Origin of the sequence: Mitsuokella multacida DSM 20544 (genome assembly GCF_000155955.1) — a bacterium.
Lineage (GTDB): Bacteria > Bacillota > Negativicutes > Selenomonadales > Selenomonadaceae > Mitsuokella > Mitsuokella multacida.
Genome location: NZ_GG697141.2, coordinates 213,807 through 239,700, shown reverse-complemented (window position 1 = coordinate 239,700; position 25,894 = coordinate 213,807). Strand labels below are relative to the sequence as shown.

Here is a 25,894-nt window from a genome sequence, read left to right as displayed (position 1 = left end):
GCCGGAAATACTCCGACAAGTTCAGACTCCCTTGTCCTCTTTCTATGCGGTTAAAAGACCAGGCTGCCGATTACTGGCATCACAGTTCTACATCACGGTTGCAGTCTTTGGAATAGATGTAGATATAGTCTTCCGTGCCAACGGCGTAGCAGCCCTGCGGGCAGTAAGAATCCATGAATACATAATCGCCCTTCTTGAGCGGGATCCACTGATCATCCAAGAGATACATGCCCTTGCCTTGGAGGAACAGCATGCCATGCTGCTGCAAATGCGTCTCTGCGTAGCCATGCGATGCACCCGGCTCGAACTTGAGGATGTGCATGTTCATATCAAAGCCAAGATCCGTTGCCGACGGCAAGAAATCTTTGCTCTGTGCATTCTTCATGCCCTCATAGTCCATGTAAGGAACATCATTGATGTTGCCGACTACTGTGTGAGCGCTCGTTCCTTCAAGTGGGATATAGCGACGGCGATAGACATAGAGTCTGGCATCTTTACCGCTCTTGTTCTCGAACGTGAATGGCTTATCTGCCGGACTGAAGATGTAGCCGCCTTCCGTCAGTTCTGCTTCTTTATCTGCATTCGTGACGCTCACCGATCCGCTTATGACATAGAGGAACGACTCGATGCCATTGCCACCAATGCCCGTGTTCTTGCCGCCTGCATGTGCCGTGACAAGATAATCAGCAAACGTAGCGCCCATCTGCGGCGTGCCGAGGATCGTGACATCACAATCCGAATAGCCCGGTACAACGTTCTTGACGAGTCCGTCCGGTTCCAGGATGACATAGCCATTGCCAATGACAGAACGATTCGTCAGGATGTCTTTACGGTAACCCGTCTGACCATTCAAGTAACTCATATCAAATACTTCCTTTCCTAGAAAACAAAAGTTTGAAATTTATTTTGGGTCGGCTGCCGCCAGGAGCTCTGGTAAGATATCCTTCATGTCGGCAACGACTTTGTAATCAGCAAAACCGAAAATCGGGGCTTTTGGATCTTTGTTGATGGCAATGACCAAAGGATCTCCCTTGATTCCCTCCGTGAACTGGATGGCACCGGAAACGCCACAGATTAGGCAGGCTTCTGGTCGGATAACCGTACCGGATTCACCAATCTGTGCCTCAAAATCAATCCAGTGCTGATCGGCCATCGGACGGCTGCCAGCAAATGCAGCATTGATTTTTTGTGCATAAGATTTTGCCAGACTGAAGTTTTCTCCTTCTATGGCGCCTTTGCCAACGCAGACCACGCGCCTTGCACCCAGAAGGTTACCTGCCGACTGGCTCTCTTCAAAGGCCAGAACCTCAAGAGCCGATGTCAGATTTTCCTTTTCGATGACCTGGATCTTCGGCGTCCCTGTCTGGGGTGCTGCTTCGTAGGAGCCTGGGATCAACGTGATGATTGCCGGCTTTGTCGTGATATCACACGTAACGAGTCCCTGACTGCCAAATGAGCTCTTGATCTGATGGACGACTACCTTGCCATCTACGGCTTCTGGCTTCAGTTCTTTGCAGGCTGCTGTCATGCCCGCGTCGAGCTTTACAGCAATACGCGAAAGCAAAGCTCTGGCCTGATGCTCCGACGGCGCAAGAATCGTCGACACATCACGGGAAGTGATGACATCTGCAATGACCTCGCTCAGCACATCCGTCTGCATTTCATCGATGCCGACCGTATGCAGGAGAATAACATCCGAAACGCCATCCAGCTTCAGTGCATCTTCATACGAAGGTGCCTGGTCATCAGCGGCGAGAACGGTGATGGTTTCTCCAGAAACTTTTGCGACTTCCTGTGCGGCAGTGACGAGCTCGGCTGCCTCCGGATTCAGACCGTTCTTGGTGATCTGTGCATAAACAACAATCTCAGACATCCTGCTCACTTCCTTCCAAAAGTTTCTGGATCTTTACGGCGATTTCCTTCGGAGTACCTGTAATCTCCTTCGCCTGCTTATTTGTCTCTGGCGCTGGATATACATCCGTGACGACAGACTTGACTTCCAGGTTCTCGAGGACGGATGGATCGCAGTCCTTCCCCGTCAAGACATGGATCTCTTTGTGGTTCGCTTTCATCTGCGCACGCAGTGTCGGGAGTTTCGGTTCATTGCAGCCAAATGGTACCGCTAAGAGGACTGGTCCTCTTGCCTTGATTTTCAACGTCCCCTGCTGCATCTTTTTGCCGATAAGCAGTGCACCGTCTCCATCCGGCTCTACGGATACGGCATCGGCGACATCCGGCATGCTGAGAAGTTCGGCGAGCATAGCACCAACCTGCCCGGTTGCACCATCACTGGATTCCGCTCCAGTGAAAACGATGTCGTATGATTTGCGTTTGACAAAATCGGCAAGTACACGAGCCGTGCCGAGTGTATCACGACCGGCAAAGCTGCGGTCGCTCAGGAGATACGCCTCATCTGCCCCAAGGGCTAGACACTTCTTCAAGGATGTCGCTGCACCATCCGGCCCCATCGTGTAGACATCGATACTGCCATCCGTTGCTTTCTTGAGCTGAGCAGCCATCTCCATCGCATTCAGATCACAGGGATTCATATCGCACGTTGCATCGATACGACGGACACTATGCGTAACCGGATCGATTTCTACATCTTCACTGACGGGAACATGTTTTATACAGATTGCTATCTTCATGCGTCATCCGCCTCATTTCTTCAACAGTCTCGAGAATGCCCATTCTTCGAGGAGCAATGTGCTTTCGCCTCGCATGATGTATTTTGCCAGATCACGGCTGACTGCCGGTGCCTCGATGACACCATTTCCGCCATAGCCCGTGGCCAGGAGATAGTTCTTGACCGGCGTGTCACCAATGATTGGCAGGAAATCGCGTGGCTCTGCACGATAAGACAGCCACGATGAACTCAGGCCTGCATCGACCAAGCCAGGAACATTCTTTTCCATCTGCTCGAACAGGAACTCAATGAAATAATCATCTGTGCCGCCGCGTTCCGGCAGTTTATCCGGGTCCCACTGGCCCGCATGCATTGGATTGTCCAGGTCCATCGACAGATGCGATTTACAGATGAAGATGTTGTTGCCGGCGCGCAACGCATAGAATGCCGGGAATTTCAGGATGGGGAATACATAGTCGAGCTTTTCAGATGGTGCCATGAAGAATGCTTCTGCCTTCGTGTGCCAGATTGGCACTTCAAGGTCGACCATCTTGCCCGTGAAGCGGCTCCACGGCCCCGTGCAGTCCACGATGACATCATAAGCTTCCTGTTTGCCTTCCGATGTCGTAATGCCAACAGCTGCTCCACCTTCTACCTTGATATCCGTAACACCAACACCGATGATGACGGTTGCGCCATTCGCTTCCATCTTGCTGGCAAAATTATTGGAAATCATCGTACCATCGAAGTACCCATCATCTGCCGTATAGCCTGCACCGATAATGGAATCCGGATCAATCATCGGAAGAATCTTCTTGATTCGGTCTTTATCCGTGATGTATTCACCCGTGTAACCTGCGGATTTTGCCAGTGCAATACCTGTCTTGATGCGTTTTTCGTCTTTTTCATCCAATGCACAGACCAGCGTGCCCGTCTTGTCAAATCCGGCCGATCCCTTTTTTTCCTGCTCCATCTTACAGTATGTCTCAAAACCATAAAGGCGGACATCCCAATAGCGATTATTCAGGGAATCATCGAACAGGCATACCGTGCCAGCTGATTTCGATGTCGTGCCAGCACCGATGCGGCCTTTTTCATAAAGCGTGACTTCTGCATCATCATAGAGGCTCAGATTATAACCAAGAGCCGTACCAGAAATACCGCCGCCGATAATGCAAATCTTCTTCTTTGCCATAATGTCTTCTCTCCTATCCTAATACAGAATATCCTATCCTTATTCTTCACTAAGGCGGCGTAAGGTGGCCGCTAAAAGGTCTGTGCCCTTAGCAAGATCATCCATATCAATAGATTCTTTCCGGTCATGACTGATGCCATCTTTACAGGGGATGAAAATCATCGCTGCATCTGTGATGTCCCCCAACATCAGGCTGTCATGATAAGCACCACTGATCATATCGAGTACAGGAAGCTCCAGTTCTTTGGCACTTTCATGCAAGAGTTCTCGGAGGCGCGGACTGCAGATGTACGGTGTATCGTTATTCAGCTGTTCCAGTTGATAGGTAACACCGCGGTTCCTTGTGATTTCATCAATCTTTCCCTGCAATGCCTCGACCAAGTCATCCTTATCCTGTGCCGAGATGGAGCGGATATCGATGGAGAAATTCGCTTGCCCCGGAATGACATTTGCTGCGCCAGGGTCCAATTTCATCGCGCCGACTGTTCCCGTGATGTATTCACTATCTGAGGCTTTCGCTAAGTGCTCGAGTGCCAGAGCAATCTCAGCTGACGCCATAAAGGCATCGCGGCGATCCTCCATACTCGTGCCGCCGGCATGCGATTGAATGCCATGAATCTCGCATCGCAGATTTGTCGGTGCACAAATGCCAGTGACAATACCAACAGAGATGCCCTTGTCCTGCAAGATCCTGTTTTGCTCGATATGCAGCTCAAGACTTGCGTGGACCCTCGGCTTTGTAGAAAAGTCTCGATTGAATCGCTCTGGCTCAAAACCATCATGGCTGAGGACATCAAAGATGCTCTCACCAGCCATATTTCTTGCGTCCTTTAAATCTTGCTGATGAATGCGACCAACAATCGCGCGACTGCCAATACAGCACATCCCGAAACGACTCATTTCCTCTCCAGCATAAGCATTGACGAAGATACTCCGTTTCGGCTGATAGCCATCACTTTTCATCATGCGGATAACTTCCAAGGCTGCGAACACACCAGCCATTCCATCATAGCGCCCACCATGCGGAACCGTATCGATATGTGAACCGGTCCAGACAGGAGGGCATTCTGGATGACGCCCTTTATATTCTCCATAGATATTGCCGACGCAATCCTCATGGATCTCAAGGCCGAGGTCATGCATTTCTTTCTTTAAATATTCGCGAGCTCGATAGAACTCCTTTGTATAGACGGCTCGGGTTGTACCTTCTCCAGGCGTTGCATTGAAGGTATCGATTCTCATTAGCCAATCATTCAATTGTGCTGCATCTGCTTTCATAAAATCGTACCTCCTAAATAGACAAAGCGACGCATAAGTAACATTTTACTTTACTAATGCGCCGCTGCATCTTTTATATCGCCTTTTATGGTTACAGTATAGCGGGAATGCGCTTGCTTAACAATATACACACTGCATATTTTAACTGTATACAATTAGGCATATTGTATACTATAAAAATCAAGCCATGAATCTTTGAACGAATCTTTGCCGTTTGAGTCCCCATACATGCAAGGAACATCTTTTGCCTAATTCTAACATGACATGGTACAATAGAATCAACGATACCAATCCAGAACGACAAACAAAATCAGGAGTGATTACCATGAAAAGATATGCCCTTATCCCCGCGCTTGCCCTTGCAGTCGGCGCTGTCTCCCTTTCCGCGATGCCGGTGGCCTCTGCCTCTTTCGGCACGGGCATCGGCGTCTCATTCCCGACCTCAGGCTCGCACAGCAGCGAGATCGTGCCGTCATATGCGGCCTTCAGCTTCGACAATATCGTCGAGGAGCTGACCGTCGAGGAGAAGCACGGCCGGCTCGTCATGGAGCTCAAGGTCACGAATGACGGCGACAGCGACTACTCCGTCGCCCACCGCGACGGGCAGGTCTACGACTTCGCCATCCTCGACAAGAACGGCAAGACGCTCTACCGCTGGTCGGACGGCATGGCCTTCACGCAGGCCCTGACGAGCTCTTCCGTCGCCGCCCACAAGAGCGAGGTCTACACGGCCGAGCTCGACCGCAAGGCCTACCGCAAGATCAAGGACGACGCGGTACTCGTGACGGCCTGGCTTGTCGACACGCCCTATAAGCTCACGACGCGCATGCCGACCAAAGTCGGCAGCTCCACGCCCGTGACCCTGCACGGTGGCATCGTCATCGGCAACGGCCCCTGGTATGACGACTGAGCCACGCCCAGAGCCCGCGCCATATGTGACAAAACGCCATGGTTATGCTATATTATAGGAAAATAGTTTACAACCTGTATGTATCTTTGCAAAGGATGTGTATCATTTTTGGACAATACTGACGCGGGCCTATTGCTCGTCTTACTCCTGTTACTGCTGCTGGCCAACGCCTTTTTCTCGCTCATCGAGACGGCCCTCACAGAGAGCCACCGCGGACGGCTCGAGAAGCTCGCCGAAGACGGCAATCAAGATGCCGAGGCAGCGCTCGGCCTGCTCGAGAACGTCGAAGCGCCGCTCTCGCTCGTCCAGGTCGGCATCACGCTGACTGGCATCCTCATGGGCATCTGCACCGGCGCCTTCATCGCACCGTACCTCGCCAGCTTCATCGCCTTCCTGCCGCATGCCACGACGATTGCCATGCTCTTCAGCATCGTCGTCGTGACGTACATCACCCTGCTCTTCAGCGAATTCCTGCCGAAGAAGAAGGCCGCACAGAACCCTGAGCACATGCTCATGAAGTACCATGGCATCGTCGCAAGGCTTACGCGCCTCGCGCGCCCCTTCATCCGCTTCCTGTCCGGCTCTGCGGGCGGCGTCCTCCTGCTGCTCGGCATCAACCCGCACGTCGAGGACACCGTCACCGAAGACGAGGTCAAGGACCTCATCGAGCAGGGCACTGAGGACGGCACCTTCGAGAAATCCGAGCAGGCCATGGTCGACCGCATCTTCCACATGAGCGACCAGACCGCCTACTCCCTGATGACGCCGCGCACCCAGATGCTCTGGCTCGACCTGACCGACTCCCTGCGCCACAACCTGCGCATCATCCGCGAACATCCGCAGAACGTCTTCCCCGTCGGCCGCGAGAATCTCGACGACTTCTGCGGCGTGCTCTACGCCAAGGACCTCCTCAACGCCTCGCTCGAGCGCAAGTCCCTCGACCTCGCGCAGTACATCCGCAAGCCCATGTTCGTGCCGCGCTCGATGGAGACCTTCCGCGTGCTCGCCAAATTCCGCGACACCGGCATCCACGAGGCCATGGTCCTCGACGAGTACGGCGGCGTCGTCGGCTTCATCACCCTCAACGACATCCTGCAGGAGATCATCGGCGACTCCATGTCCAACGTCGAGCCCGACCCGATTCAGTTCACCCCACGCGACGAGCACTCCTGGTACGTCGACGGCCTCTGCTCCATCGACGACTTCAAAGAGCGCTTCGACATCGCCGAGCTCCCCGACGAAGACCACGACCACTACCAGACCATGGGCGGCTTCTTGACCTCCTACTTCGGCTACATCCCAAAAGTCGCCGAGAAATGTGAGTGGAACGGCTTCACCTTCGAAGTCGTCGACATGGACCGCGCCCGCATCGACAAAATCCTCGTCACCCGCGAGGAAAATACCGACGCTGCCCCCGCAGCGCCGTCCGATGCAAAAAAAGAGAGCGACAAGTAAATCACCATAAAAAAAACGAGACTGCAACCTGGATGCAATAGCATCTGGTCTACAGTCTCGTTTTTTTAATTCAGCGACTCAAGAAATCCGCAAGCTCGTGCCGTCATAAAGCATGAACAAGATGCTCTCCTTGACCTCTTTCCCGACGATGGACTCGACGGCCTCGCGGTAGAGCTCGATCTGCTTGGCGTAGTGGCGGCGGATTTTTTCGGGGGTGGTGTCGCGGTCGGTCTTGTAGTCGAGCAAGATGAGGCTGCCGTCGGCTTCTTCGAAGAGGACGTCGATGACGCCCTGGACGAAGATCTTCTCGCTGCTGCCTGCGTAGGTGGGGTTGACCTCGCCGACGGGGATCATGCGGCTGAAGGGCAGCTCGCGCCAGACGCGCACGGCCTGCTGCATGCGCTGGCCGAGAGAGGACTGGCAGAAGGATTCGATGCTCGTGTAGTTGACGGCATCCTCGTGGCCAGCGGCAATCATGCCGGTGACTTCCATGCGGGCAACCTGTGCGCGCAGGCCCTCGCGCGTGAGGTCGCCGTGCAGGTCGAGGTTCTGCAGGATGCTGTGCATGAGCGTGCCGCGCTCGGCTGGGGAGAGCCGCCCCTTCTGCTGCAGGAACTGCGGGCGGCGCCAGACGGGCGGCGCTGCCGGTGCGACGGGCAGCGCCGCCGGCTCGTCTTCGCGCAGCGACTCGGCAAAGCGCTGCTTGATTTCGGAGACGGTCATCTTAGCCGTGATGCCCGGTAGTTCTTCGGCATCGTAGTGCCAGCTCAGACGCTTCTCGACGAGTTCGCGCTCGGGCGAGGCCGGCAGCGCCCTGCCCTCGCGCACGGACTGCAGGGTCGCATCGAGCTCTTCCTGCTCCTCCCTTGGCTGTATCGCCTCGGCGCTGAGCAGGTTGACAGCAAAGTGAGCCGCCGGCTCGACGGCATCGAGCATCTCGCCCCAGTCCACGCCGGCCGCCTCGCGGATGGGGGCACCGTCGGTATGGCGCGCCACGGCCGGTGCAATCCAGTCGAGATAGCTGTCCGCCTCGCGGATCATATCGTCCGGCAGGGCGAGCTCGCGGCTGTCGAGGCTGCGCGCATAGCGGGCGGCCTGCTTTTCCCATTTGGCCGCGGCCAGGGTGCCCGTCAGGATGAGTTTTTCGCGCGCGCGCGTCATGGCGACGTAGAGCACGCGCATCTCCTCGGCCTTGGTTTCGGCAACGATGCGCGCACCGATGGCCTGATACGGCAAGGTGTCGTACATCTGCCGCCCGACTGTCGAGCGCTCGACGAGGCGCGGGCCGATGCCGAGCTCCTTGTGCAGCAGGAAGGTGCCCCTCGCGTCGAGCTGGTTGAAGCCCTTAGCGATGTCGGCGACGATGACGACGGGGAATTCCAGTCCCTTGCTCTTGTGGATGCTCATGATGCGCACGACGTCCTCGCTGGCGCCGAGCGTGCGCGCGACGGAGAGGTCCGTGTCGCGCTTGCGCAGGTCTTCGAGAAAGCGCAGGAAGCGGAAGAGCCCGCGGTAATTCGTCTTCTCGTACTCGGCGGCGCGGTCAGCGAGCATGCGCAGATTGGCCTGGCGCAGCAGGCCGCCCTTGAGGCCGCCGACGTAGTCGTAGTAGCCCGTCTCGCGGTAGAGCTTCCAGATGAGCTCCGGCACGCTGTGGCTCACAGCGTAGCTGCGCCAGCGGTTGAGGGAGGCGCAGAAGTCGGCCGCGCGGTCGGCGAGCCCCTCCTCGAGCGGCGTCTCCGGCGAGTGGCTACGCAGCAGGGCGCCGAAGAGGTCTTCATCGGGGACGGACATGCGCAGGCGCGCGAGCTCCTCCATCGTGAAGCCGCCAATCGGTGAGACGAGCACGGCCGCCAGTGGGATTTCCTGCCGCGCATTGTCGATGGTCTTCAGCAGGGCGAGCACGAGCCGCACCTCATTGGCCTCGAAATAGCCGCCATCGACGTCGGCATAGGCCGGGATGCTGTTCTTGCGCAGCAGTTCGAGCAGGGTATTCGCCTTGCCCTTGACGGCGCGCAGCAGCACGGCGATATCGCGGTACGCGAGCGGACGGTAGCCGCCCGCATCCTTGTCGAAGACGCGGTAGCCCGACTCCATGAGACCTGCGATGCGGTCCGCGATGTGCTGGGCCTCGAGCTCGAAGCCCTCAAGCTCCTCGCCGCCCGTCTCATCTCCCGCATCTGCCGCCTGACTGAGTCCCTCTACGGGCTGCTCCGGCTCGCCGCGCAGGATGATGTCAAGCTCCATGGGCCCCTTGAGCGTATGCTCGGCCTCTGGATACGAAGCGCCCGGATAGAGCCGGCTCTTCTCGTCGTACTCAATCTCCATGGCCTCGCGCGTCATGACCTGGTCGAAGATGAAGTTGATCGGCGCGAGGACCTCGGCGCGGCTGCGGAAGTTCTGCTTCATCGTGATGAGCTGGTCCATGTCCTCTGCGCCCGGGTTCTCGGGATAGGCGTCGTACTTCGCCTGGAAGAGGTATGGGTCGGCGAGGCGGAAGCGGTAGATGCTCTGCTTGACATCGCCGACGGTGAAGCGGTTGTCCGCGCGCGCGATGAGGTTCAGGATGGCCTCCTGGACACCATTCGTATCCTGGTACTCGTCGACCATGATGACGGCATACTTCTCGCGCAGGTCCTCCGCCGCATCCGTGCGCAGTGCCTTGCCCCGCTCGCCGCGGAAATCTGCCTCAGAAGCTCCAGCAAGCGCCTCCGAGTCGCGGCAGAGCACGGCGAGCGCGAAGTGCTCGAGGTCGCTGAAATCGAGGACATTGCGCTCCTTCTTGGCCGCCTGCAGTGCGTCGATGAAGGCTGTCGTCAGGTCGACGTAGCGACGCACGGTCGCGCTGCACGCCCTGATATCTTCCAGCACGGATGCCTCCATCTCGGCCAGATAGCGGTCGCGGGCATCCGTGAAGATCTTCTTGGCCTCGTCACGGCTCTTCTCGAAGGCCTTGCGGATGTCCGGGAAAGCATCGCGCAGCGCCTCATACTTCTTGCCGCGCAGCACGGGCTGCTTCCATCCCTTAGCCGCGGCGCAGAGCGCATCCCAGCCGCCCGCCTTTTTCTCGGCAAGCGCCGTGCGGTAGACTGTCTGCACCTCTTCGAGCTTCTCGATGCAGCTCTGCAGGTATTCGACATACGGCTGCCAGGCCGCGAGCAGAGCCGCCTCTTCCGCCTCAGGGCGGCCACCCGTGCGGACAAGCGCGCAGGCCGCCTCATAGGCATGGATGCTGCGCTCAATCTCCCGGCCCACCGCCTCCACGATGGTCGCGGTCCATGGCGTCTGCCAGAAGTCCGCCGCCTCTGCCTCATAGCGCTCCTGTTGCTGGCGCAGCCACGCCTTCGGGAACGGCTGGCTCTGGCAGAAGTGGTAGAGCTTGAGCACGGCTTCGTAGACGGCCTCATCGCCGTGGTCGTCACCGTAGTCGTCGACGAACTCGAGGAAATCCTGCCACTTCGCCTTCCCCGCCTCGTCTTCTGGCATCTTATAGGAGCTCTCGAGCAGTTCCTCGAGCACATCGCGGCGCATCAGGACCATCTCCTGGTCGCTGGCCAGCCGGAACTGCGGGTCGACGTCGATGGCGTCGATGTTCTGGCGGATGACCTTCTGGCAGAACGCGTGGAACGTGCAGATAGAGGCGCCGGACAGCAGGACAATCTGGCGCTCGAGCCAGGCAGCTGTCTCGCGGTCATCCGTCTCCAAGAGCTTCTTCTGCAGGGCCTTGTCGATGCGCTCGCGCATCTCCGTCGCCGCCGCATTCGTGAACGTCACGACGAGCATCTCGTCGACGCTGCACTCGCGCGCCAGGAGCTGCGCGATGATGCGGTCGACGAGCACGCGGGTCTTGCCGGAACCGGCCGCCGCTGCGACGAGGATGTTGCGGTGGCGCGCCTCAATCGCTTTCTTCTGATCCTCTGTGTATTGCATCGAGCAAATCTTCCTTTCCTGTACACGAAGCCATCTTCTCTTCCAGCACCGCATCGTCCTCCGGACCGATGTCGCGGTACGCATAGCCCTCGATGTCGGGGTCGAAGCCGCAGACATCGCGGTATTCGCAGTAGGTGCAGGCCGTCTGTTCCTTCTTCGCCTTGAGGCGGTACGGGCTCGCGCTGATATCGCCGCCGAGGATGGCCCGGCCCGTATCGCGCAGGATGTAGTCGACGTACGCGAGCATGAGCTCGAACTCCTCCGGCTTGCGGATGTAGCCGCGCTTCCTGCTGTTGCTGTCGAAATCCATGACGGGCTTGCCATCAGGGCCGATGACGTCCTTCTTCTTCTCGTCCTTGACCTTGCTGAGTCCCGGCTTGATGAAGGAGAAGCTCGCGTCAATGGCCTTGGCGACGTCGAGGTCGGCCAGCACCCAGCCCGGCATGCGCAGTTCGGCATTGATGCGCTTCTCGAGCTCTGCCTGCGTGTACTTCTGCCGCGTCTGCAGCAAAGGATTCTGCAGGAACGCGTAGAGGATGCCGGCCGGCAGGCGCTTCTCCCCCTTCTCCTTCAGGAGCTCGCGCCCAACCATCATGTAGACGAGCAGCTGCAGCCTGAGGCCGTAGTAGACCTCGAAGAGATTGATGGCGACATGGCCCGTCTTGTAGTCGAGGATCAGGTAGTACGGCGCGCACTCGTGCAGGTCGAGGCGGTCGATCTGCCCCTTGAACGAGAGGGCGTAGCCGTCGCCGAGCGGCAGTGGCTTCAGGTGGACCTCGTCGTCCGGATGGCCGAACGCCTCCTCGAAGAAGGCCGGCTGGAAGGCCGAGACGGCCGCCCAGGCCGACAGATGGCCGACGGCCTGCTCCGCCGTCTTCTCGATGCGCTTCTTGAGGTGGCGGTAGTTGTCGCGGCTCAACAGGATCTCGCTCTGCAGACGCGGCGCCAGCGTGTTGACGAGCTCCTCGCAGAGCGCGGCGCGCTTTTCTTCTGGCACATCCTGCCAGCGATTCGCGTAGTCGCGCTTGACGATACTGCCGTACTCCTTGAGCACGGCATGCAGCAGCTGCCCGAGGTCCATTGAGCGGAACTGGTATTCGCGGCGCTCCTGCAGCTTCAGGCCGTAGGCCGCGAAGTGCGCAAAGGGGCACTGGCGGAACTTCTCGAACTGCGTCACGCTGCCGCGCAGGACCGTGCCTTTGGCAAAGATTTGCTCCGCCAGTTCCTTCGGTATCCTGCCCGCGCCCGACCGCGCAAAGAGGCCTGCGAGGGCGAGCTGCAGCGGACGCTGCCACTCCTTTTGCCCCATGGCCCAGTTGTAGACATCGCGCCAGCAGGGCTGCATCGCCTGGTGCTCGCGCTCGCCGCGCAGGGCATTGGCGAGGCCAGAGAGAGCCGGACGCGGTGCCGCCAGCAAGAGATCGTCATCGCGCCGCACGGTCTCCAGCGGGATGGAGAGGAACGCGGCCTTCGGGAAGAGCTCGCGCATCTTCTTGACGAGCGGCGACGGCTGCAGGCCATTGCCCTCGGCATCGGCCAGCGCATAGGATATCCAGAGGTAGTCGCGCGCCTCGGTGAAGCCGCGGTAGAGCAGGAATTTCTCGCCGAAGCTCTTCTCGTGACCGCCGCGCGAGATCGTGTGCTCCTCCTCACCCTCTTTCTGGAAGGCGGCCAGTGTCTCCGCGATGTGCAGGCGGTCGGCATCCGAGAAGATGCCCTGCTCGCGCACGCGGCGCGGCATCGTCGCGGCGTCCGCGCCGAGGATGTAGAGGCCGCGCATGTTGTCGAGGCTGTTCTGATCGAAAGAGGCCAGTGTCACGTAGTCGAGTCCCGGCGGGATCAGCGAAATCTGCAGGGCATCGAGGCCGTCGCTGAGGACAGCCTCGTAGTCGGACAGCGTCATCTTCTCTGTGCCACTGACCTCGACGAGCTGGTCGAAGAGCGCCATGCTGTCGTCCCAGAGCTGGCGGTGTTCCGCCGCGTCGGCGAGTCTTCCCTCCCGCTCGGCGACCTCCGCCCACTCCTGCAGGCGGGCCGGCACCTCGAGCTGCACGAGGAAATCGTAGAGCGCCAGCGTGTAGCCGCGGACATCATCGGCCGCGCGCAGGGCGTCCTCCAGCGCGGAGAGCGCCTCGACGGACTGGCGGCGCAGCGAGTCGATGAGCGCGAGCGTCGAGGCCGTATCCTCGTCGACCTGCTCGCCGTCGTCTAGGCTGTAGCGGCGGTGCCAGTCCCAGGGCTCCTGCTGCTGCCAGCGCTTGCGGCCGCGAATGCCAAACTCGAGCACGTAGTTCTCGAGCCGGTCAATGTCCTCGCGCACCGGCGGGAAGAAGCCCGTGCGCAGGCAGCGGAAGACCGTCTCATAGCGCCAGTCGCGCGCGACGACCTCGATGGCCGACCGCATGAGCTCCGCCAAGGGGTGGTGGATGCTCGGCCGCTTCGCATCCTCGAAGAACGGGATGCCGTAATCCTCGAAGACGAGGCGCACGAGGTCGCCGTACGCTTCGCCATCGCGCACGAGCAGGCCTATCTCGCGGTAATGCCAGCCCTCGTCGCGCACGAGGCGCAGGATATCCGCCGCCGCGCTCTCGACTTCAAGCCTCCTGTTGGCGGCCTCGACGAGCTGCACGCCCTGCTCCTCCGACTGAGCCGAGCCGCCGTAGCGGAAGAGCTCCTGCTCCATGCCGTGCAAGATGCTCTGCGGTGCAAAGCGGTGCTGCTCAGCGAGCAGGTGGATGGGCATTGGGCCGCGATAGGCGAGCTCCTCGCGCGCCATGCGGCGGATGGCCTGCAGCGTCCGGTACGGCCGGTTGAAGAGCGCCGTCTCCTGCAGGTTCTCCGGCAGGTCGAGCCGGACGCGGCCATCGCCTTCTGCAAGGCCGGTCATCGGCAGGGCGACGTGGACCTTGGCGGCCGTCATGATGAGGGCACGCAGCACGGCCATTTCCTGCGGATTGAAGAAGATGAAGCCGTCGAGCCAGACCTCCGCCCCCTTTATGAGCGGCGCTTCGGGGATGGCTTCGGCGAGCTGGTTCATCATGTCCTCCGCATCGTTGGCCTTGCCCTGCATCTCTGCCGCGAACTCATCCGTCAGGAGTGCCATCTCCTGCAGCTTGCCCGCCAGACGCTCATTGCCTTTAGCAAGCTCGTCCGCCGCTTCACGCAGCACATCCGTCGTCAGCCGGTAGCTCTTGAATTCCTGTATCACATCCGAGAGGCTCTCAGTAAAGCCGCGCTGGCGCACAGCGCGCGCGAAGACCTGCAGGTCTTTCTCCTTCTGGTGATGCACGAGGATCTTGCGCAGGAGCAGGCGCCGCCCGACCTCGCTGATGCGCGGCACCTTCATGTGCCCCGTCTCCAAGAGCACGTGGCGCGCAAAGCGGCGGAAGCCAAAGACGTAGCTCCTGAGGAAGCCCTGCCCCTTCGGGATGCTCGCGGCGAGCTCGCGCTCCACCTTGAAGGTCATGTGCTCCGGCAGGAGCAGGATGAGCGCGGGGCCCATCGGGGCCTCAGCCATGCGCTGCCGCATGGCCGCAAGGCAGGCGTGCGTCTTGCCCGTCCCCGCCCTGCCGATCGTGAAATCAAGTTCTGCTGTCATATCGTCCTCAACTTTCTGCTGTGCCCAGCTCGAAGTGAGCCGTGCTGCCGCCGCTCTTCGTCTTCGTGACCTCAAGCCGCGCCGGGATGCGGCTGCGGAGCTCCTCGACATGCGAGATGATGCCGATGAGCCGCCCGCTTTTCTGCAATTCAAACAGGGCCTTGAGCGCGACGTCGAGCGTCTCGCTGTCGAGCGTGCCAAAGCCCTCGTCGATGAACATCGTATCGAGGCGCACGCCGCCCGCGCACGCCTGCACGACATCAGCGAGGCCGAGCGCCAGCGCGAGCGAGGCGAGGAAGGACTCGCCTCCCGAGAGCGTCGCCAAGGGCCGCGCGTAGCCGGAGTAATGGTCGAAGATCTCCATGTCGAGGCCGCCCTGCTGATTGGCGCGCTGCCGCTGGCCGGCGTGGAGCTCGTACTGGCCGCGGCTCATGATGAGCAGGCGCTGGTTGGCCATCTCCATGACATCGTCCAAGAGCGAGTGCAGCACGTACGTCTGGAACGAGACGCGGCTGCCCGTCTTGCCGCTCGCGAGCTCCGAGAGCCCCGTGATGCGCGCATACGTCTGCGTGAGCTCGCCGCTCTGCTCGCGCAAAGCATCGAGAGCCTTCTGGCGCTTCTGCCACGAGCGCAGCACTGTCTCGGCCGCAGATGACTCGCGCAGGGCCTGCTGCCATGCCGCCTGCGCCGCACTTGCGGCATCTTCCGCCGCTGCAAGGTCCGGCTTTTCCAACTTCTCGATTGTCTTCTGGCAATCGGTGAGATTGGTCCGCGCCGTGTGCAGGGCCTGCTCGTGCGAAAGGAGCTCGCGGCGCACCTTGTCGCGGTAGTCAGATGCGCGCCAGCTGCCCTGCAGGGCCGCCTCATAGGCCGCCTCATCTGCAAAGCCCGCCTGCACCAGGCGCCCGGCAAAACTCTGCTGCAGCGCTGCGGCCTGCTGCTGGCTGCGCAGCAGCTCTTCGCGCTTCGTCTTCCAGGCCGACTGGGCTGCATGGTAGCGCGTATCGAGACTGTGGTAATCCTGCTCAGCTGCGACGGCCGCCTTTTCCGCGGCCTGCCAGGCCGCCTCGCGCTGCTGGTACTGGTGCGCGAGCTCCTTAGGCTCTGCCGGCAGTTCCCTGCCCGCGAGCTGCGCCTGCTTATCCTGCACAAGGGCCTTGGCGGCGGCTGCCTCGGCTGCACTAGCCGCTGCTTTCTGCTCGAGGGCAGCGGCTTTTTCCTGCAGCTGCGCCTGTTCCTGCTGCTTGCGCTCGATGGCCTTCATGAGGCTGCCGTATTCCTCAGCGGCTTTCTGCGCGCCCTGCAGGGCAGTCTTGACCTTGGCGAGCTCTGCGGCCAGCTCGGCCGGCTCTCTGCCCGCGAGCTGCTTCACGAGTGCTTCGGCCTCTGCCTTGGCGGCGGCGAGCATGCCGGACTTTTCCTGCGCTCTGGCAGCAGCGGCCTGATGCCGCTGCTCGAAGCCGCTGACGTCCGCTTCCTTTGCCTTGAGCATCTCGTCCGTGACGATCTCCGTCACGGCCTCGGCGAGCTTTGGATGGTGCGTCGCGCCGCAGACGGGGCAGGGCTCGCCTTCCTCGAGATGTTCGGCCAGCAGCACGGCGCGGGCCTCCTTGGCCAGTTCGCGCAGATGCGCGAGCTCTGCGCGGGCCGCCTGCCACTCCGTCTCTGCCTTCTTAGCAGCCTGCTCCGCCTGCTCATAGCCGGCCGCAGCTTCTCGGACAAGAGCCTCGCTCCTGGCGGCAGCCGCCGCCTTTTCCTGCTCCGCCAGGAGATTCTGCTGGCGGAGTTTCAGCGCGTCAACATTGAGCGCTTCCTTCTGCAGGGCTTCGACCTCCTGCTGCAGCGCCTTGAACTCCTGTTCTGCTGCCAAGAGCTGCTGCTTGGCAGCGGCGGCCTCCTGCTGACCTTTCTCACTGGCAGTCTGCTTGGCTACCGCATCTCTTTTAGCCTGCTCGAGTTCTCTTGCGACCTTCAGCAGCCCCTGCAGCACGATGAGCTCTTCTCGTTCAGCGGCATGGGCCGGCTTCTGCTGCTGGACCATGACAAAGCGTTCCTCTGCCTGCTTGTAGGCTGTGGCGAGCTTTTTCCCCTGCTGCTTCAAAGCCTCGAGGCCCTGCCCGCGCTTGGCTGCATCCTGCCGGGCCGCCTGCAGCTGATTGGCGAGGTCCATGAGCGCCGCGGCACGGTCCGCGCGGTCGAGCATGGCCTTTGCTTCTTCGTCCTCAGGCACGATGCGCTCCCACTTCTGGAGCTCTTCCGCGGCTTTGTCCACCTGCGTGAATTTCGCCATCGTCTCGCGAGCCGCATCGCGCTCTTTCTCGCACGCCTCCTTGCGGGACTGCAGAGCCGCTGTCCGCTTGACGAGCGCCGCCGTCTGTTGCTCGCGCGCCGCGAGCAATGCAGCGAACTCCGCCTCATCTTTGGCATTGGCCTCTGCGAGGTACATCCTCTGCTTCTCGGCGATGCCATCGTACGATTTGCTGACTTCCGTGGCCTTCTCCTTCAGCTTGTCCTCGAGCTTCTGGTAGATTTCCGTGTTAAAGAGGACCTTCATGATCTCCTTGCGCGCGCTCGTGTCGGCCATGAGGAAGCGGCGGAACTCGCCCTGCGGCAAGAGGACGACCTGGCGGAACTGCTTGCACTGGAAGCCGAGCAGCCGCACGATGCGCGCCTGCACCTCGCCGTCGCGCGTCCAGGATTCTGCGACCCTGCCATCTTCCAGTCGCTCGAGCACGACTTCCGGCGCCTGGCGCGCGAGCCCCGTGCCGCGCTTGGCCTTGCGCATGTACTCTGGATTGCGCCGGATGTGCCAGTGCGTGTCGCGCACGCAGAACGTCAGGTCGACATATGTATCGACCTCCGGCCCCGCCTCGCGGTTGCGCAGCATGCGCGGCGTGCGCGCCTCCGTCGCCGCCTCGCCGTAGAGCGCATAGCAAATGGCATCAAAGATGCTCGTCTTGCCTGCGCCCGTCGCCCCGTGGATCAGGAAGAACGGTTGCTCAGAAAGGATGGAGAAATCGAGACAGACTTTTTTCTGGTACGGCCCGAAAGCACAGATGGTCAGGATTTCTGGCTTCATTTCGCATCCCTCTCTTCCCGGTAGATTTCCTGCAGGCAGCCGTGCACGATGGCCTGCTGCTCCTCGCCGAGCTTCTCGCCCGTCATGTCCTCATAGTACTGGGAGAACAGCGTCTCCTCCGTGAGCTTCAGCACGGCCTGCCCCTCCTGCTCGCGCATCGTCCCCTCGCGCTGCAGGTTCGGGTAAAGCACGTGCATGAGGTTCGGATAGATGGCCTTGAGCTTGTTGAACACATCGAGGATGATGCCGCGGTCCAAGAGCTCCACCTCGATGTAGTCGTCCGACTGCGGATACGCCGCGCGGTCGCCCTCGATATCCGCGAAAAGACCGCGCACGCGCCGGATGTCATGCGGCGGCACGAGTGGCACGAACTTCTGCTCCACCTTGCCGCTGCCGTCAAGGTCCACGAGGAAGAAGCCCTTCTTCTGCTCCGCCTCATCAAAGGAGTACTTCATGAGCGAGCCGCTGTAGCGGATCGTGTCCGCACCGGCGCGCTGCGGATTGTGCAGATGGCCGAGCGCCGTGTAGCAGAACGGGCGGAAGATGCCGGGCCGGATGTTCGACGAGCCTCCTACTGCGAGCGGCCGCTCCGAGTCCGAGCTCGTGCCGCCCGCTAAGAAAGCATGCGCCACAGCAATCGAGCGCATCTTCTCCGGTGCGCCCGTCAGACTCTTCTCGATGACCAGCTCATGCGCTTTTTCAAAGTCGAGTGCCTCCGTCACGCCAAAAGCCGCCTTGACCGACGCCGGCTCCATGTACGGATAGAGGTAGATGGCAACGGGGTCGAAGTCATCCTCAACGATGATAGGGGCCATCGCCGCATCGAGCCGCCCGCGCGCAAAGATGCCCGCCTCTCGCATGAGACGGCTGCCGAAATTCAGCCGCGACTCGCTGTCGTGATTGCCCGCGATGTAGAACACCTTGACACGCAGCCCCGCCATCTTCATGAGGAATTCGTCAAAGAGGTCGACTGCCTCGACAGGCGGCACGCCGCGGTCGTAGATATCCCCCGCGATGATGACCGCCTCCACGCCCTCCTCGCGGACAAACGGCACAATCTGACCCATGATGATCTCCCGCTGGTCCGCTGTCAGATGCATGCCATGGAAATACCGCCCGAGATGCCAGTCCGCCGTATGAATGAAACGCAAGTGAATCCCTCCTCATCGATTATCTATCTTCATTTATCTATCGTGATGTTTTGGGTATAAATCTGGTTATAGATACAAAAATAGGGCTAGCTGGAATCGTTGAGATTCCCTCTAACCCTTGATATTCAAATGGTGGAGACAAGGAGGATCGAACTCCTGACCTCTTGCATGCCATGCAAGCGCTCTCCCAGCTGAGCTATGCCCCCGTCTTCGCGTTACCGCTGACGACAGATATTATTATAGAGGACGCCGCGCGATTCGTCAAGTATTTTTTTGCACCTCACCTCGATTTCTCTCAGACTTTTTTCCGAGCCGGCTTTCTGGTACAATGAAGGCAACATTACATGCAGTGCAAGCAGGAGGAAACTATCATGGCCATCAAGATCACCGGATTCTATCAGCTGCCGCATCAGACGATGCCGGAGCTCGTCGACTTCAACGAGGTGTTCGACACTTCGTTCATGCGCAAGTACACCCGCTTCCGCACCTTCGAGAAATTCCTGCAGGGCAGCCGCTTCAAGATCGAGAATCAGCGGGACTTCGAGGCCCTGCCCGAAGAGAAGATGGATGCCTGGGTCCGCAAGGCTACGAAATTCTCCTCATGGCAGGAAATGCTCGACACGGCAACGGACAAATACGTCATGCACAAGAATCTCTGAAACGCATTCAGCCCCTTGATGCAGACAAATGCAGAAGAGGAACTCCTCATCGCTCCAGATGAGAAGTTCCTCTTTTGTGTCATATAGAAATCGACTCCTGTCTGCCGTCAGATCTTGGCGTACTCGAGGATGGCGCGCTTGTCGTACATGCGCTCGTAGTAGGTCTGGTAGTCGCCGCTGATGATGCCCATCCACCAGTCGCGGTGCTCGAGGTACCACTTGACGGTCTTCTTGATGCCGTCCTCGAACTTCGTCTCCGGCTCCCAGCCGAGTTCCGTGTGGATCTTCGTCGGGTCGATGGCGTAACGGCGGTCGTGGCCTTTGCGGTCGGTGACGTACTCGATGAGGTCTTCGGGCTTGCCGAGCTCCTTGAGGATGGTCTTGACGACGTCGATGTTGGCGCGCTCATTGTGACCGCCGATGTTGTAGACCTCGCCAACGCGACCCTTCTGCAGGATCAGGTCGATGGCATGGCAGTGATCCTCGACGTAGAGCCAGTCGCGAACATTCTTGCCGTCGCCGTAGACCGGCAGCTTCTTATCGGACAGCGCGTTGATGATCATCAGTGGGATGAGCTTCTCCGGGAAATGGTACGGGCCGTAGTTGTTCGAGCAGCGCGAGATCGTCGTCGGGATCTTGTAGGTGCGATGGTAGGCCATGACGAGCAGGTCAGCACCGGCCTTCGAAGCCGAATACGGGCTCGACGTCTTGAGGTTCGTCTCCTCCGTGAAGAAGAGGTCCGGACGGTCGAGCGGCAGGTCGCCGTAGACCTCGTCCGTCGAGACCTGATGGTAGCGGTCGATGCCGTACTTGCGGCAGGCGTCGAGCAGCACGCTCGTGCCGATGACATTCGTCTGCAGGAAGATCTCCGGATTCTCAATGGAGCGGTCGACATGCGACTCCGCTGCGAAGTTAACGACGATGTCCGGCTTCTCCTGCTCGAAGATGCGGTAGACCGCCCGGCGGTCTGCGATGTCCGCGCGGATGAACTTGAAGTTCTTCTTCTCCATCGCGCTCTCGAGCGTCTCGAGGTTGCCCGCATACGTCAGCTTGTCGACGCAGATGATGCGGTCACTCGGATGCTTCTTGAGCATGTAGTAGATGAAGTTCGAGCCAATGAAGCCGGCACCGCCGGTCACGATGATATTCATATATACTTCCCCCTATGTCTAAACAGCACAAAAGCCTTCTGCGCCGTTTTCTTTCTATGTAATATTATATACGACGCAAAAGGCTTTTTCCCTTCTTTTATTTATTGCTTCTTGTTATCATATTAATTTGAACAATATGACGAATAGCCACTATTGGCGAGTAGTTCCCCCACCCTGTTGCGTATCAAGCCCTGTAATCTGTCAAAGCGTTCCGAGAGAAAATCTTTTACATCATCATCATTATATTCATCATTTTGGAACTTTGTCAACATCAATCTACTTCTTGCTTCCGATGTAATTTCCTGAATATAATCATTGACGCTTTTATCTGATATAGAATTATTATCTTTTTTCGTGATATAGATGAAATTAAGTGGAGAATTATAAATACTACGTACATCTCTTCTTAAAGCACCGGACACTTGCCCTATTTTCTTTACCGATCCCAACGGAATGATATGATGTGCTTCCAATGATGTATTATCAGACTTTGTTTTTTCTGAGAATACACTCATTACTTCTTCAGAGTCAAACATACTTGGACATGGCTCTGATAAAAGGAATTGACATATATAATCTGCTAAATTTTTCTTAGGATAACGTTCATCATCTACTTTTTCATAGAGTAGAAGCTCTTTATCAGAATAGTTCGGTGCGTTTAAAATCATGCTTTTCATATTTTTAAGCCACTCAATATCTTGTGAATCCACCAGGGACTTTGTCAACAGTTGGATATTTTTGATAAAGTTTCTGTTTTGGTCCTTATCAAATTCACCACTAAAAATAACGCACCAATACCACGCTTCTAGCAAATTATGTACTTTTTTATCATGAAACCACTTATCCTTAAGAAATATACACGCCAGGAGTACAAGAATGAAAAGATTATTTACCTCTGACAGTTTTCGTATACCGCAGCGTGTCTGCAAAAAAAAGCTAGCTCTATCAATTCCCTTACAGACTATCTCAACGTTTTGATTGATATTCTCCGGATTGAGATCAAGGATTTTATCTTGTTTTATATAATCTAATTTATATTCACGTGGGATAAAATCCGGATTATAGCAACGAAGCGATATAACATCAAGGAAAGCGTTCAAATACTTCGGGGCAATCGTATTATTATTTTCGTTATAGCAGCCGAGTCTCAAAGAAGCATTGTAATTCGTCAGTTTGGCAACTTCCGCCTCCATACGTTCTGGAACAACATTCTTATCGATTTCTGTTGGTTCCAAAATATACTTGATGAGTCGTTGATACAAGCCTTCTGAACTAACCACCGCAACTTTAGCTGTCATCAAATCAAAAGTATTTAGACTAACGCCGCCACGATTTAAATTCTCATATATATCAATGGCTCTGCCTCTTTGTGCCTCCGATACAACAAGTTGGCTCAAGGCAGTCATCTTAATACAATCTTTTAAATATTCGTTAAAAGATGTCCACCATGCATTGAAGTTCCCAGCAAAAATATCTTCAATTTTCCTATCTTCATCAGGTTCATCCGTATATTTTTTTATAAATTTCTCCTGTTCATCTTTCGAAAGTCTATCATAATAGTCTTTCATATCTGAAACATAATCATCCTTTATCTTTGTAGCTATGCGCGATATTTTTCTGTTAGTTTTTTGATCATTTGATGTAATCAAATAAAGCGGAATTAGATAGCTGTCTTTTTTACTAATACAAAATTTCGCTAAATCATTTGGTGTCGCTTTCTCCTCCGAAGTGAATGGATTGAACACTTTTCCATCATTCTTGTTAAATTCTATGACCTCTAGAATTGGCATAATCTCCCCTGATAAATATGTTGGGTTATCAATATTATTAGTAGGAAAATTCAAGTCATGAAACCCAAATATATCTTCTTCGCTATTCTCAGCAGATTTCCATTTTGGCAGTTTGATAAAAAAACGTCGTTTCAAGGCCATTGGTGCTACTAAATCATTGACAGATGTCAATCCCTGAAATATGGCATTTGAGAAAACATTAGTCAGTACAGTCATACGTTGCTGTCCATCTAACAGGTACTCGACATTGCCGCCAAGTTCGCTTGTATTGATAATCTGCTTTCTGCCCAAGGCCTTTGATGAAAATTCTTTTGGATTAGAAGACTGGAGAAGCAGGATACTGCCAATTGGCATACGTGCCAGGACTGAGGCAACCAATTGTTTCTGCTGTTCTACATCTTTCCAAACAAATTCTCTCTGAAAATCCGGAAGCAGTATTTCATTAGCTTCAATCTGCTTAATGAGTTCCGTCAAATCGGATATGTTCTTGTTTTCCATGATTCTTTCCCCTCAATCCCTTAAATACCTGCTTCCCTGCAGAATTTATAGATGCACTCTGGATCATCTTCATGCTCAAACTGGCCGCAAAGAACTACAAAATCCTGCAACTTTTGAATATCGTCACTTTTTGTTTCAGCGCCTTGAATCAGCTGCTCATAAAGGACCTCTATACCACCACGAACATATCCTTTAAAAATTTCATCACCTTTTCTACGCTTCTCTTCATCACGGTCATAACGGAATGCGCGATTCATTCGTTCATCCAAAGAGACACTATCTGATTGTGCTAGAAGTACAATGGTTCGATAGATAAGTTCCAATTGGTCAATATTATTGATAAGCTGTTCAACGAATATTTTATTTTCCTGTATGTTTTTGTCATTGTCCTTTGGGCTGAAACGATGATACAAGAAGCCAATAACTGGAGCAGCCATTAGGACTTGATAATTCATTTTAAAAGGCCAATCATGATTGGGATCGGGTTTACCGCTGCCTTGTGCTAATGCTCGAAGATATTCGGCATGTTTCCCTGTAAAAACAACATTTTTATCGAACATTATACACACGCCCTTTCTACAACAGTAGAGCGGGTTTTCGTTTCCTGCTCTAAAAGCCATTTCTTACCAATAATATCCTGCATGTATTTTTCGGCAATCTCACCATCAGTATCCTTGATGAAAATGATAACCTGATCAGCAATATGCGGTAAGACAGTACAGATTTTCTTGATTCTGTTCTTATCAAATGCCGAAAGTGGTGCGTCCATGACTAGTGGGAAGCCTTCATCTTCCCGATAAATCTTCTCGCCTGTCACTTCTCTGCCCTCTTTGGCCATTTTAATGATTCCCGCAATAAAAGCAAAAATGATAGCATAACTTTGCGCCGTATTTTTTTCTATTTCATCGCCACTTGCTGCATCGGTATCAATAACGGTAGTCACAATATTATAGTTCTCACTGACTGAAATCTGTATACCGCCATCATAGATATCTTCAAAAATCTGATTGATGCAGTTTTCAAGATCCTCTCGAACCTGCTCTTCTTTTTTCTTATAACTCGTTTCCAGCTCATCTTTAATTGCCTGTGCATAAGCCAAATACCGTAATTGTTTACGATTTCTCACAGAGGCCTGTCTATAATGAAGCCGTTCTGCCTCTAATCGCGTAATTTGCGACTCTTTTTCGTGAACAATTCCTGCCAACTGATATATCTCATCATTCAATCGCTTAGCATTTACTTTTGCTTCCGCAATCCGTCCATTCAGATTTTTTACTTTCTCCTGGTCAGGCAGTAATTTCTCAAGATCATGCATTCGATCCTCTGCTTCTTCAATATTTGTTAGATGCTGTGCGTAATTTGCCATGCGCTCTTGAAAAGCTCTAGCGAACCCACTTGCCCCACGTGTTTGACTCCTTGCACGGTCCGTATACTGACCAATCATATTACCAATGCTGTACGGAGGAAGCGAAGATATCAATTCATTGAGATGTTGTACTGCTTCCGGATGTTCTACTAAATTTGTCCCGCAAATGCATTTACCGCGCTCAAGCAGGAATTTTATAGTATCGGCATGAATATGTGGAATACCCTTATCCAGTTTATTTTCTCCATCCAGTTCATTCAATGCTCGTCTGAGAAGCGGTATCAAAATGTACATGCCAATATTTTTACCAAAATATTCATATATACTTTTACGAGCTTTTTCTTGTTCTGCTTCTTCACGCTCCTTTTTCAGCTTGCAGTTTTCATATTCATTTTGGCGCTTGATCCCATCCTGCATATCCTGTAATTCTTTCCGAAATCTGCCAATATCCTGTTGATATCGATCGTGTTCCGGTTTAATCTCTTCTAGACGATTATTCTGATTATCCCGCTCCGTCTGCAGCTTCTCGATCTGCGAACTTAGCTCTGTCTCATCTACATCACCCTGCGCATCGATTTCTGAATTAATCATGCCAATGACACTTCTCTTCAAATTCTCTCTGCCGAGATGCTCTATCGCATTCATCATAGCAGTTAATCCTACTAAACCACGAACAGCTCCCTTAAAATTACTACTCTTACCATGGTTTAATAATTCTTCGCTCATATGATCTAAGCGTTCGCCATCAAAAAAGAAAAAACCGGACAGTTCTTCGGGCAGGAATTCACGAATCATAGCTGCGCCCTTCGTACTAGTCAAAGGAGTATAGTCACCATTTTCATTCTGTTCGTATACCCAGAAATTCTCCTCCGGGTTCTTATCAAAACGAACACCTTGTTTTTTCAGTCGTTGTTTACGTACAATCTTATAATTCTTCTGATTATGGCTTATCATCAAAGTCACGGATACTCTTTCTTCATCACCGCTAATCATAGTATCTCGTACTTCACGATTAATAAGTTCCTTTAACCGAAATGTATTTGTTCCATAAAGGCACCACATAAAAGCCTGTTCTAGCGTCGTCTTTCCTGCACCATTTTCTCCCATAATGACAGTAACATTTTTATGAGAATCTGTGGCGAAATCCAGTGTAGATTCACCTTTAAACTGGCGGAAATTCTCCAGTGTCATGCTTTTAATAATCACGT

General features: G+C 55.5%; 16 protein-coding genes and 1 tRNA gene. 3 read left to right on the top strand and 14 right to left on the bottom strand.

Going from position 1 to position 25,894, the window contains the following annotated elements:
* Positions 1-79: 79 nt before the first annotated feature.
* From allE to MITSMUL_RS01205, 5 genes are read right to left on the bottom strand one after another with little or no spacing between them, the layout of a single operon-like run.
* Positions 80-862 carry a (S)-ureidoglycine aminohydrolase gene (gene allE / locus MITSMUL_RS01225; protein WP_005839198.1) on the bottom strand — a complete coding sequence of 261 codons (783 nt, stop codon included), beginning with the start codon at positions 860-862 and terminating at the stop codon, positions 80-82.
* Between the two features lie 39 nt (positions 863-901).
* Positions 902-1,873 carry an electron transfer flavoprotein subunit alpha/FixB family protein gene (locus MITSMUL_RS01220; protein WP_005839196.1) on the bottom strand — a complete coding sequence of 324 codons (972 nt, stop codon included), beginning with the start codon at positions 1,871-1,873 and terminating at the stop codon, positions 902-904.
* Complete coding sequence (locus MITSMUL_RS01215) at positions 1,866-2,648, bottom strand: electron transfer flavoprotein subunit beta/FixA family protein (RefSeq protein WP_005839195.1); 783 nt, start codon at positions 2,646-2,648, stop codon at positions 1,866-1,868. Before MITSMUL_RS01215 ends, MITSMUL_RS01220 begins: the two co-directional genes overlap by 8 nt.
* Before the next feature lie 12 nt (positions 2,649-2,660).
* Positions 2,661-3,821, bottom strand: a complete 1,161-nt coding sequence (locus MITSMUL_RS01210; protein WP_005839193.1) for an NAD(P)/FAD-dependent oxidoreductase — start codon at positions 3,819-3,821, stop codon at positions 2,661-2,663.
* Between the two features lie 39 nt (positions 3,822-3,860).
* Positions 3,861-5,099 (bottom strand): M20 family metallo-hydrolase, encoded by a 1,239-nt coding sequence (locus tag MITSMUL_RS01205; protein WP_040635246.1) that lies wholly within the window; start codon positions 5,097-5,099, stop codon positions 3,861-3,863.
* A gap of 325 nt (positions 5,100-5,424) precedes the next feature.
* Between MITSMUL_RS01205 and MITSMUL_RS01200 the strand changes: the two genes are divergently transcribed.
* A complete protein-coding gene (locus MITSMUL_RS01200; protein WP_005839190.1) occupies positions 5,425-6,009 on the top strand; it encodes a BsuPI-related putative proteinase inhibitor in 585 nt (194 codons plus the stop codon).
* Between the two features lie 108 nt (positions 6,010-6,117).
* Complete coding sequence (locus tag MITSMUL_RS01195) at positions 6,118-7,464, top strand: hemolysin family protein (RefSeq protein ID WP_040635245.1); 1,347 nt, start codon at positions 6,118-6,120, stop codon at positions 7,462-7,464.
* Between the two features lie 78 nt (positions 7,465-7,542).
* On the opposite strand, the gene addA is transcribed toward MITSMUL_RS01195, so the two are convergent.
* The 5 genes from addA to MITSMUL_RS01170 all read right to left on the bottom strand — a co-directional run bounded on the left by addA (position 7,543) and on the right by MITSMUL_RS01170 (position 19,428).
* Complete coding sequence (gene addA, locus MITSMUL_RS01190; RefSeq protein ID WP_005839186.1) at positions 7,543-11,394, bottom strand: helicase-exonuclease AddAB subunit AddA; 3,852 nt, start codon at positions 11,392-11,394, stop codon at positions 7,543-7,545.
* On the bottom strand, positions 11,360-14,992 hold the full coding sequence (locus MITSMUL_RS01185) for a PD-(D/E)XK nuclease family protein (RefSeq protein WP_005839185.1): 3,633 nt from the start codon (positions 14,990-14,992) through the stop codon (positions 11,360-11,362). Before MITSMUL_RS01185 ends, addA begins: the two co-directional genes overlap by 35 nt.
* Before the next feature lie 7 nt (positions 14,993-14,999).
* Positions 15,000-18,071, bottom strand: coding sequence for an AAA family ATPase (locus tag MITSMUL_RS01180; RefSeq protein WP_005839183.1), 3,072 nt, complete (start codon positions 18,069-18,071; stop codon positions 15,000-15,002).
* The gene (locus tag MITSMUL_RS01175) at positions 18,068-19,222 is read right to left on the bottom strand and encodes an exonuclease SbcCD subunit D (RefSeq protein ID WP_040635243.1); all 1,155 of its coding nucleotides are present in this window, start codon (positions 19,220-19,222) and stop codon (positions 18,068-18,070) included. Before MITSMUL_RS01175 ends, MITSMUL_RS01180 begins: the two co-directional genes overlap by 4 nt.
* 130 nt (positions 19,223-19,352) lie before the next feature.
* Positions 19,353-19,428, bottom strand: a tRNA-Ala gene (locus tag MITSMUL_RS01170).
* Positions 19,429-19,593: 165 nt separating this feature from the next.
* Here MITSMUL_RS01170 and MITSMUL_RS01165 point away from each other — a divergent pair.
* Positions 19,594-19,881: a hypothetical protein gene (locus MITSMUL_RS01165; RefSeq protein ID WP_040635241.1), complete on the top strand. Its 288-nt coding sequence runs from the start codon at positions 19,594-19,596 to the stop codon at positions 19,879-19,881.
* Positions 19,882-19,988: 107 nt separating this feature from the next.
* Here the strand turns inward: MITSMUL_RS01165 and rfbB are convergent, their stop codons facing one another.
* The 4 genes from rfbB to MITSMUL_RS01145 form a co-directional block, all read right to left on the bottom strand.
* Entirely contained in the window at positions 19,989-21,032 is a 1,044-nt protein-coding gene (gene rfbB, locus MITSMUL_RS01160) for a dTDP-glucose 4,6-dehydratase (RefSeq protein WP_005839177.1), read from the bottom strand.
* A gap of 122 nt (positions 21,033-21,154) precedes the next feature.
* A complete protein-coding gene (locus MITSMUL_RS01155; protein ID WP_005839175.1) occupies positions 21,155-23,320 on the bottom strand; it encodes a DUF262 domain-containing protein in 2,166 nt (721 codons plus the stop codon).
* A gap of 20 nt (positions 23,321-23,340) precedes the next feature.
* The gene (locus tag MITSMUL_RS01150; protein WP_005839173.1) at positions 23,341-23,880 is read right to left on the bottom strand and encodes a hypothetical protein; all 540 of its coding nucleotides are present in this window, start codon (positions 23,878-23,880) and stop codon (positions 23,341-23,343) included.
* A complete protein-coding gene (locus tag MITSMUL_RS01145; protein WP_211205201.1) occupies positions 23,880-25,877 on the bottom strand; it encodes an AAA family ATPase in 1,998 nt (665 codons plus the stop codon). The genes MITSMUL_RS01150 and MITSMUL_RS01145 overlap by 1 nt, the downstream gene beginning before the upstream one ends.
* Positions 25,878-25,894 lie beyond the last annotated feature (17 nt).

Bases quoted from the DNA above. Each gene is read 5' to 3' on its own strand.
- allE (WP_005839198.1), bottom strand. From the start codon at position 862: ATGAGTTACTTGAATGGTCAGACGGGTTACCGTAAAGACATCCTGACG.
- MITSMUL_RS01220 (WP_005839196.1), bottom strand. From the start codon at position 1,873: ATGTCTGAGATTGTTGTTTATGCACAGATCACCAAGAACGGTCTGAAT.
- MITSMUL_RS01215 (WP_005839195.1), bottom strand. From the start codon at position 2,648: ATGAAGATAGCAATCTGTATAAAACATGTTCCCGTCAGTGAAGATGTA.
- MITSMUL_RS01210 (WP_005839193.1), bottom strand. From the start codon at position 3,821: ATGGCAAAGAAGAAGATTTGCATTATCGGCGGCGGTATTTCTGGTACG.
- MITSMUL_RS01205 (WP_040635246.1), bottom strand. From the start codon at position 5,099: ATGAAAGCAGATGCAGCACAATTGAATGATTGGCTAATGAGAATCGAT.
- MITSMUL_RS01200 (WP_005839190.1), top strand. From the start codon at position 5,425: ATGAAAAGATATGCCCTTATCCCCGCGCTTGCCCTTGCAGTCGGCGCT.
- addA (WP_005839186.1), bottom strand. From the start codon at position 11,394: ATGCAATACACAGAGGATCAGAAGAAAGCGATTGAGGCGCGCCACCGC.
- MITSMUL_RS01185 (WP_005839185.1), bottom strand. From the start codon at position 14,992: ATGACAGCAGAACTTGATTTCACGATCGGCAGGGCGGGGACGGGCAAG.
- MITSMUL_RS01180 (WP_005839183.1), bottom strand. From the start codon at position 18,071: ATGAAGCCAGAAATCCTGACCATCTGTGCTTTCGGGCCGTACCAGAAA.
- MITSMUL_RS01165 (WP_040635241.1), top strand. From the start codon at position 19,594: ATGGCCATCAAGATCACCGGATTCTATCAGCTGCCGCATCAGACGATG.
- rfbB (WP_005839177.1), bottom strand. From the start codon at position 21,032: ATGAATATCATCGTGACCGGCGGTGCCGGCTTCATTGGCTCGAACTTC.
- MITSMUL_RS01155 (WP_005839175.1), bottom strand. From the start codon at position 23,320: ATGGAAAACAAGAACATATCCGATTTGACGGAACTCATTAAGCAGATT.
- MITSMUL_RS01150 (WP_005839173.1), bottom strand. From the start codon at position 23,880: ATGTTCGATAAAAATGTTGTTTTTACAGGGAAACATGCCGAATATCTT.
- MITSMUL_RS01145 (WP_211205201.1), bottom strand. From the start codon at position 25,877: ATGACACTGGAGAATTTCCGCCAGTTTAAAGGTGAATCTACACTGGAT.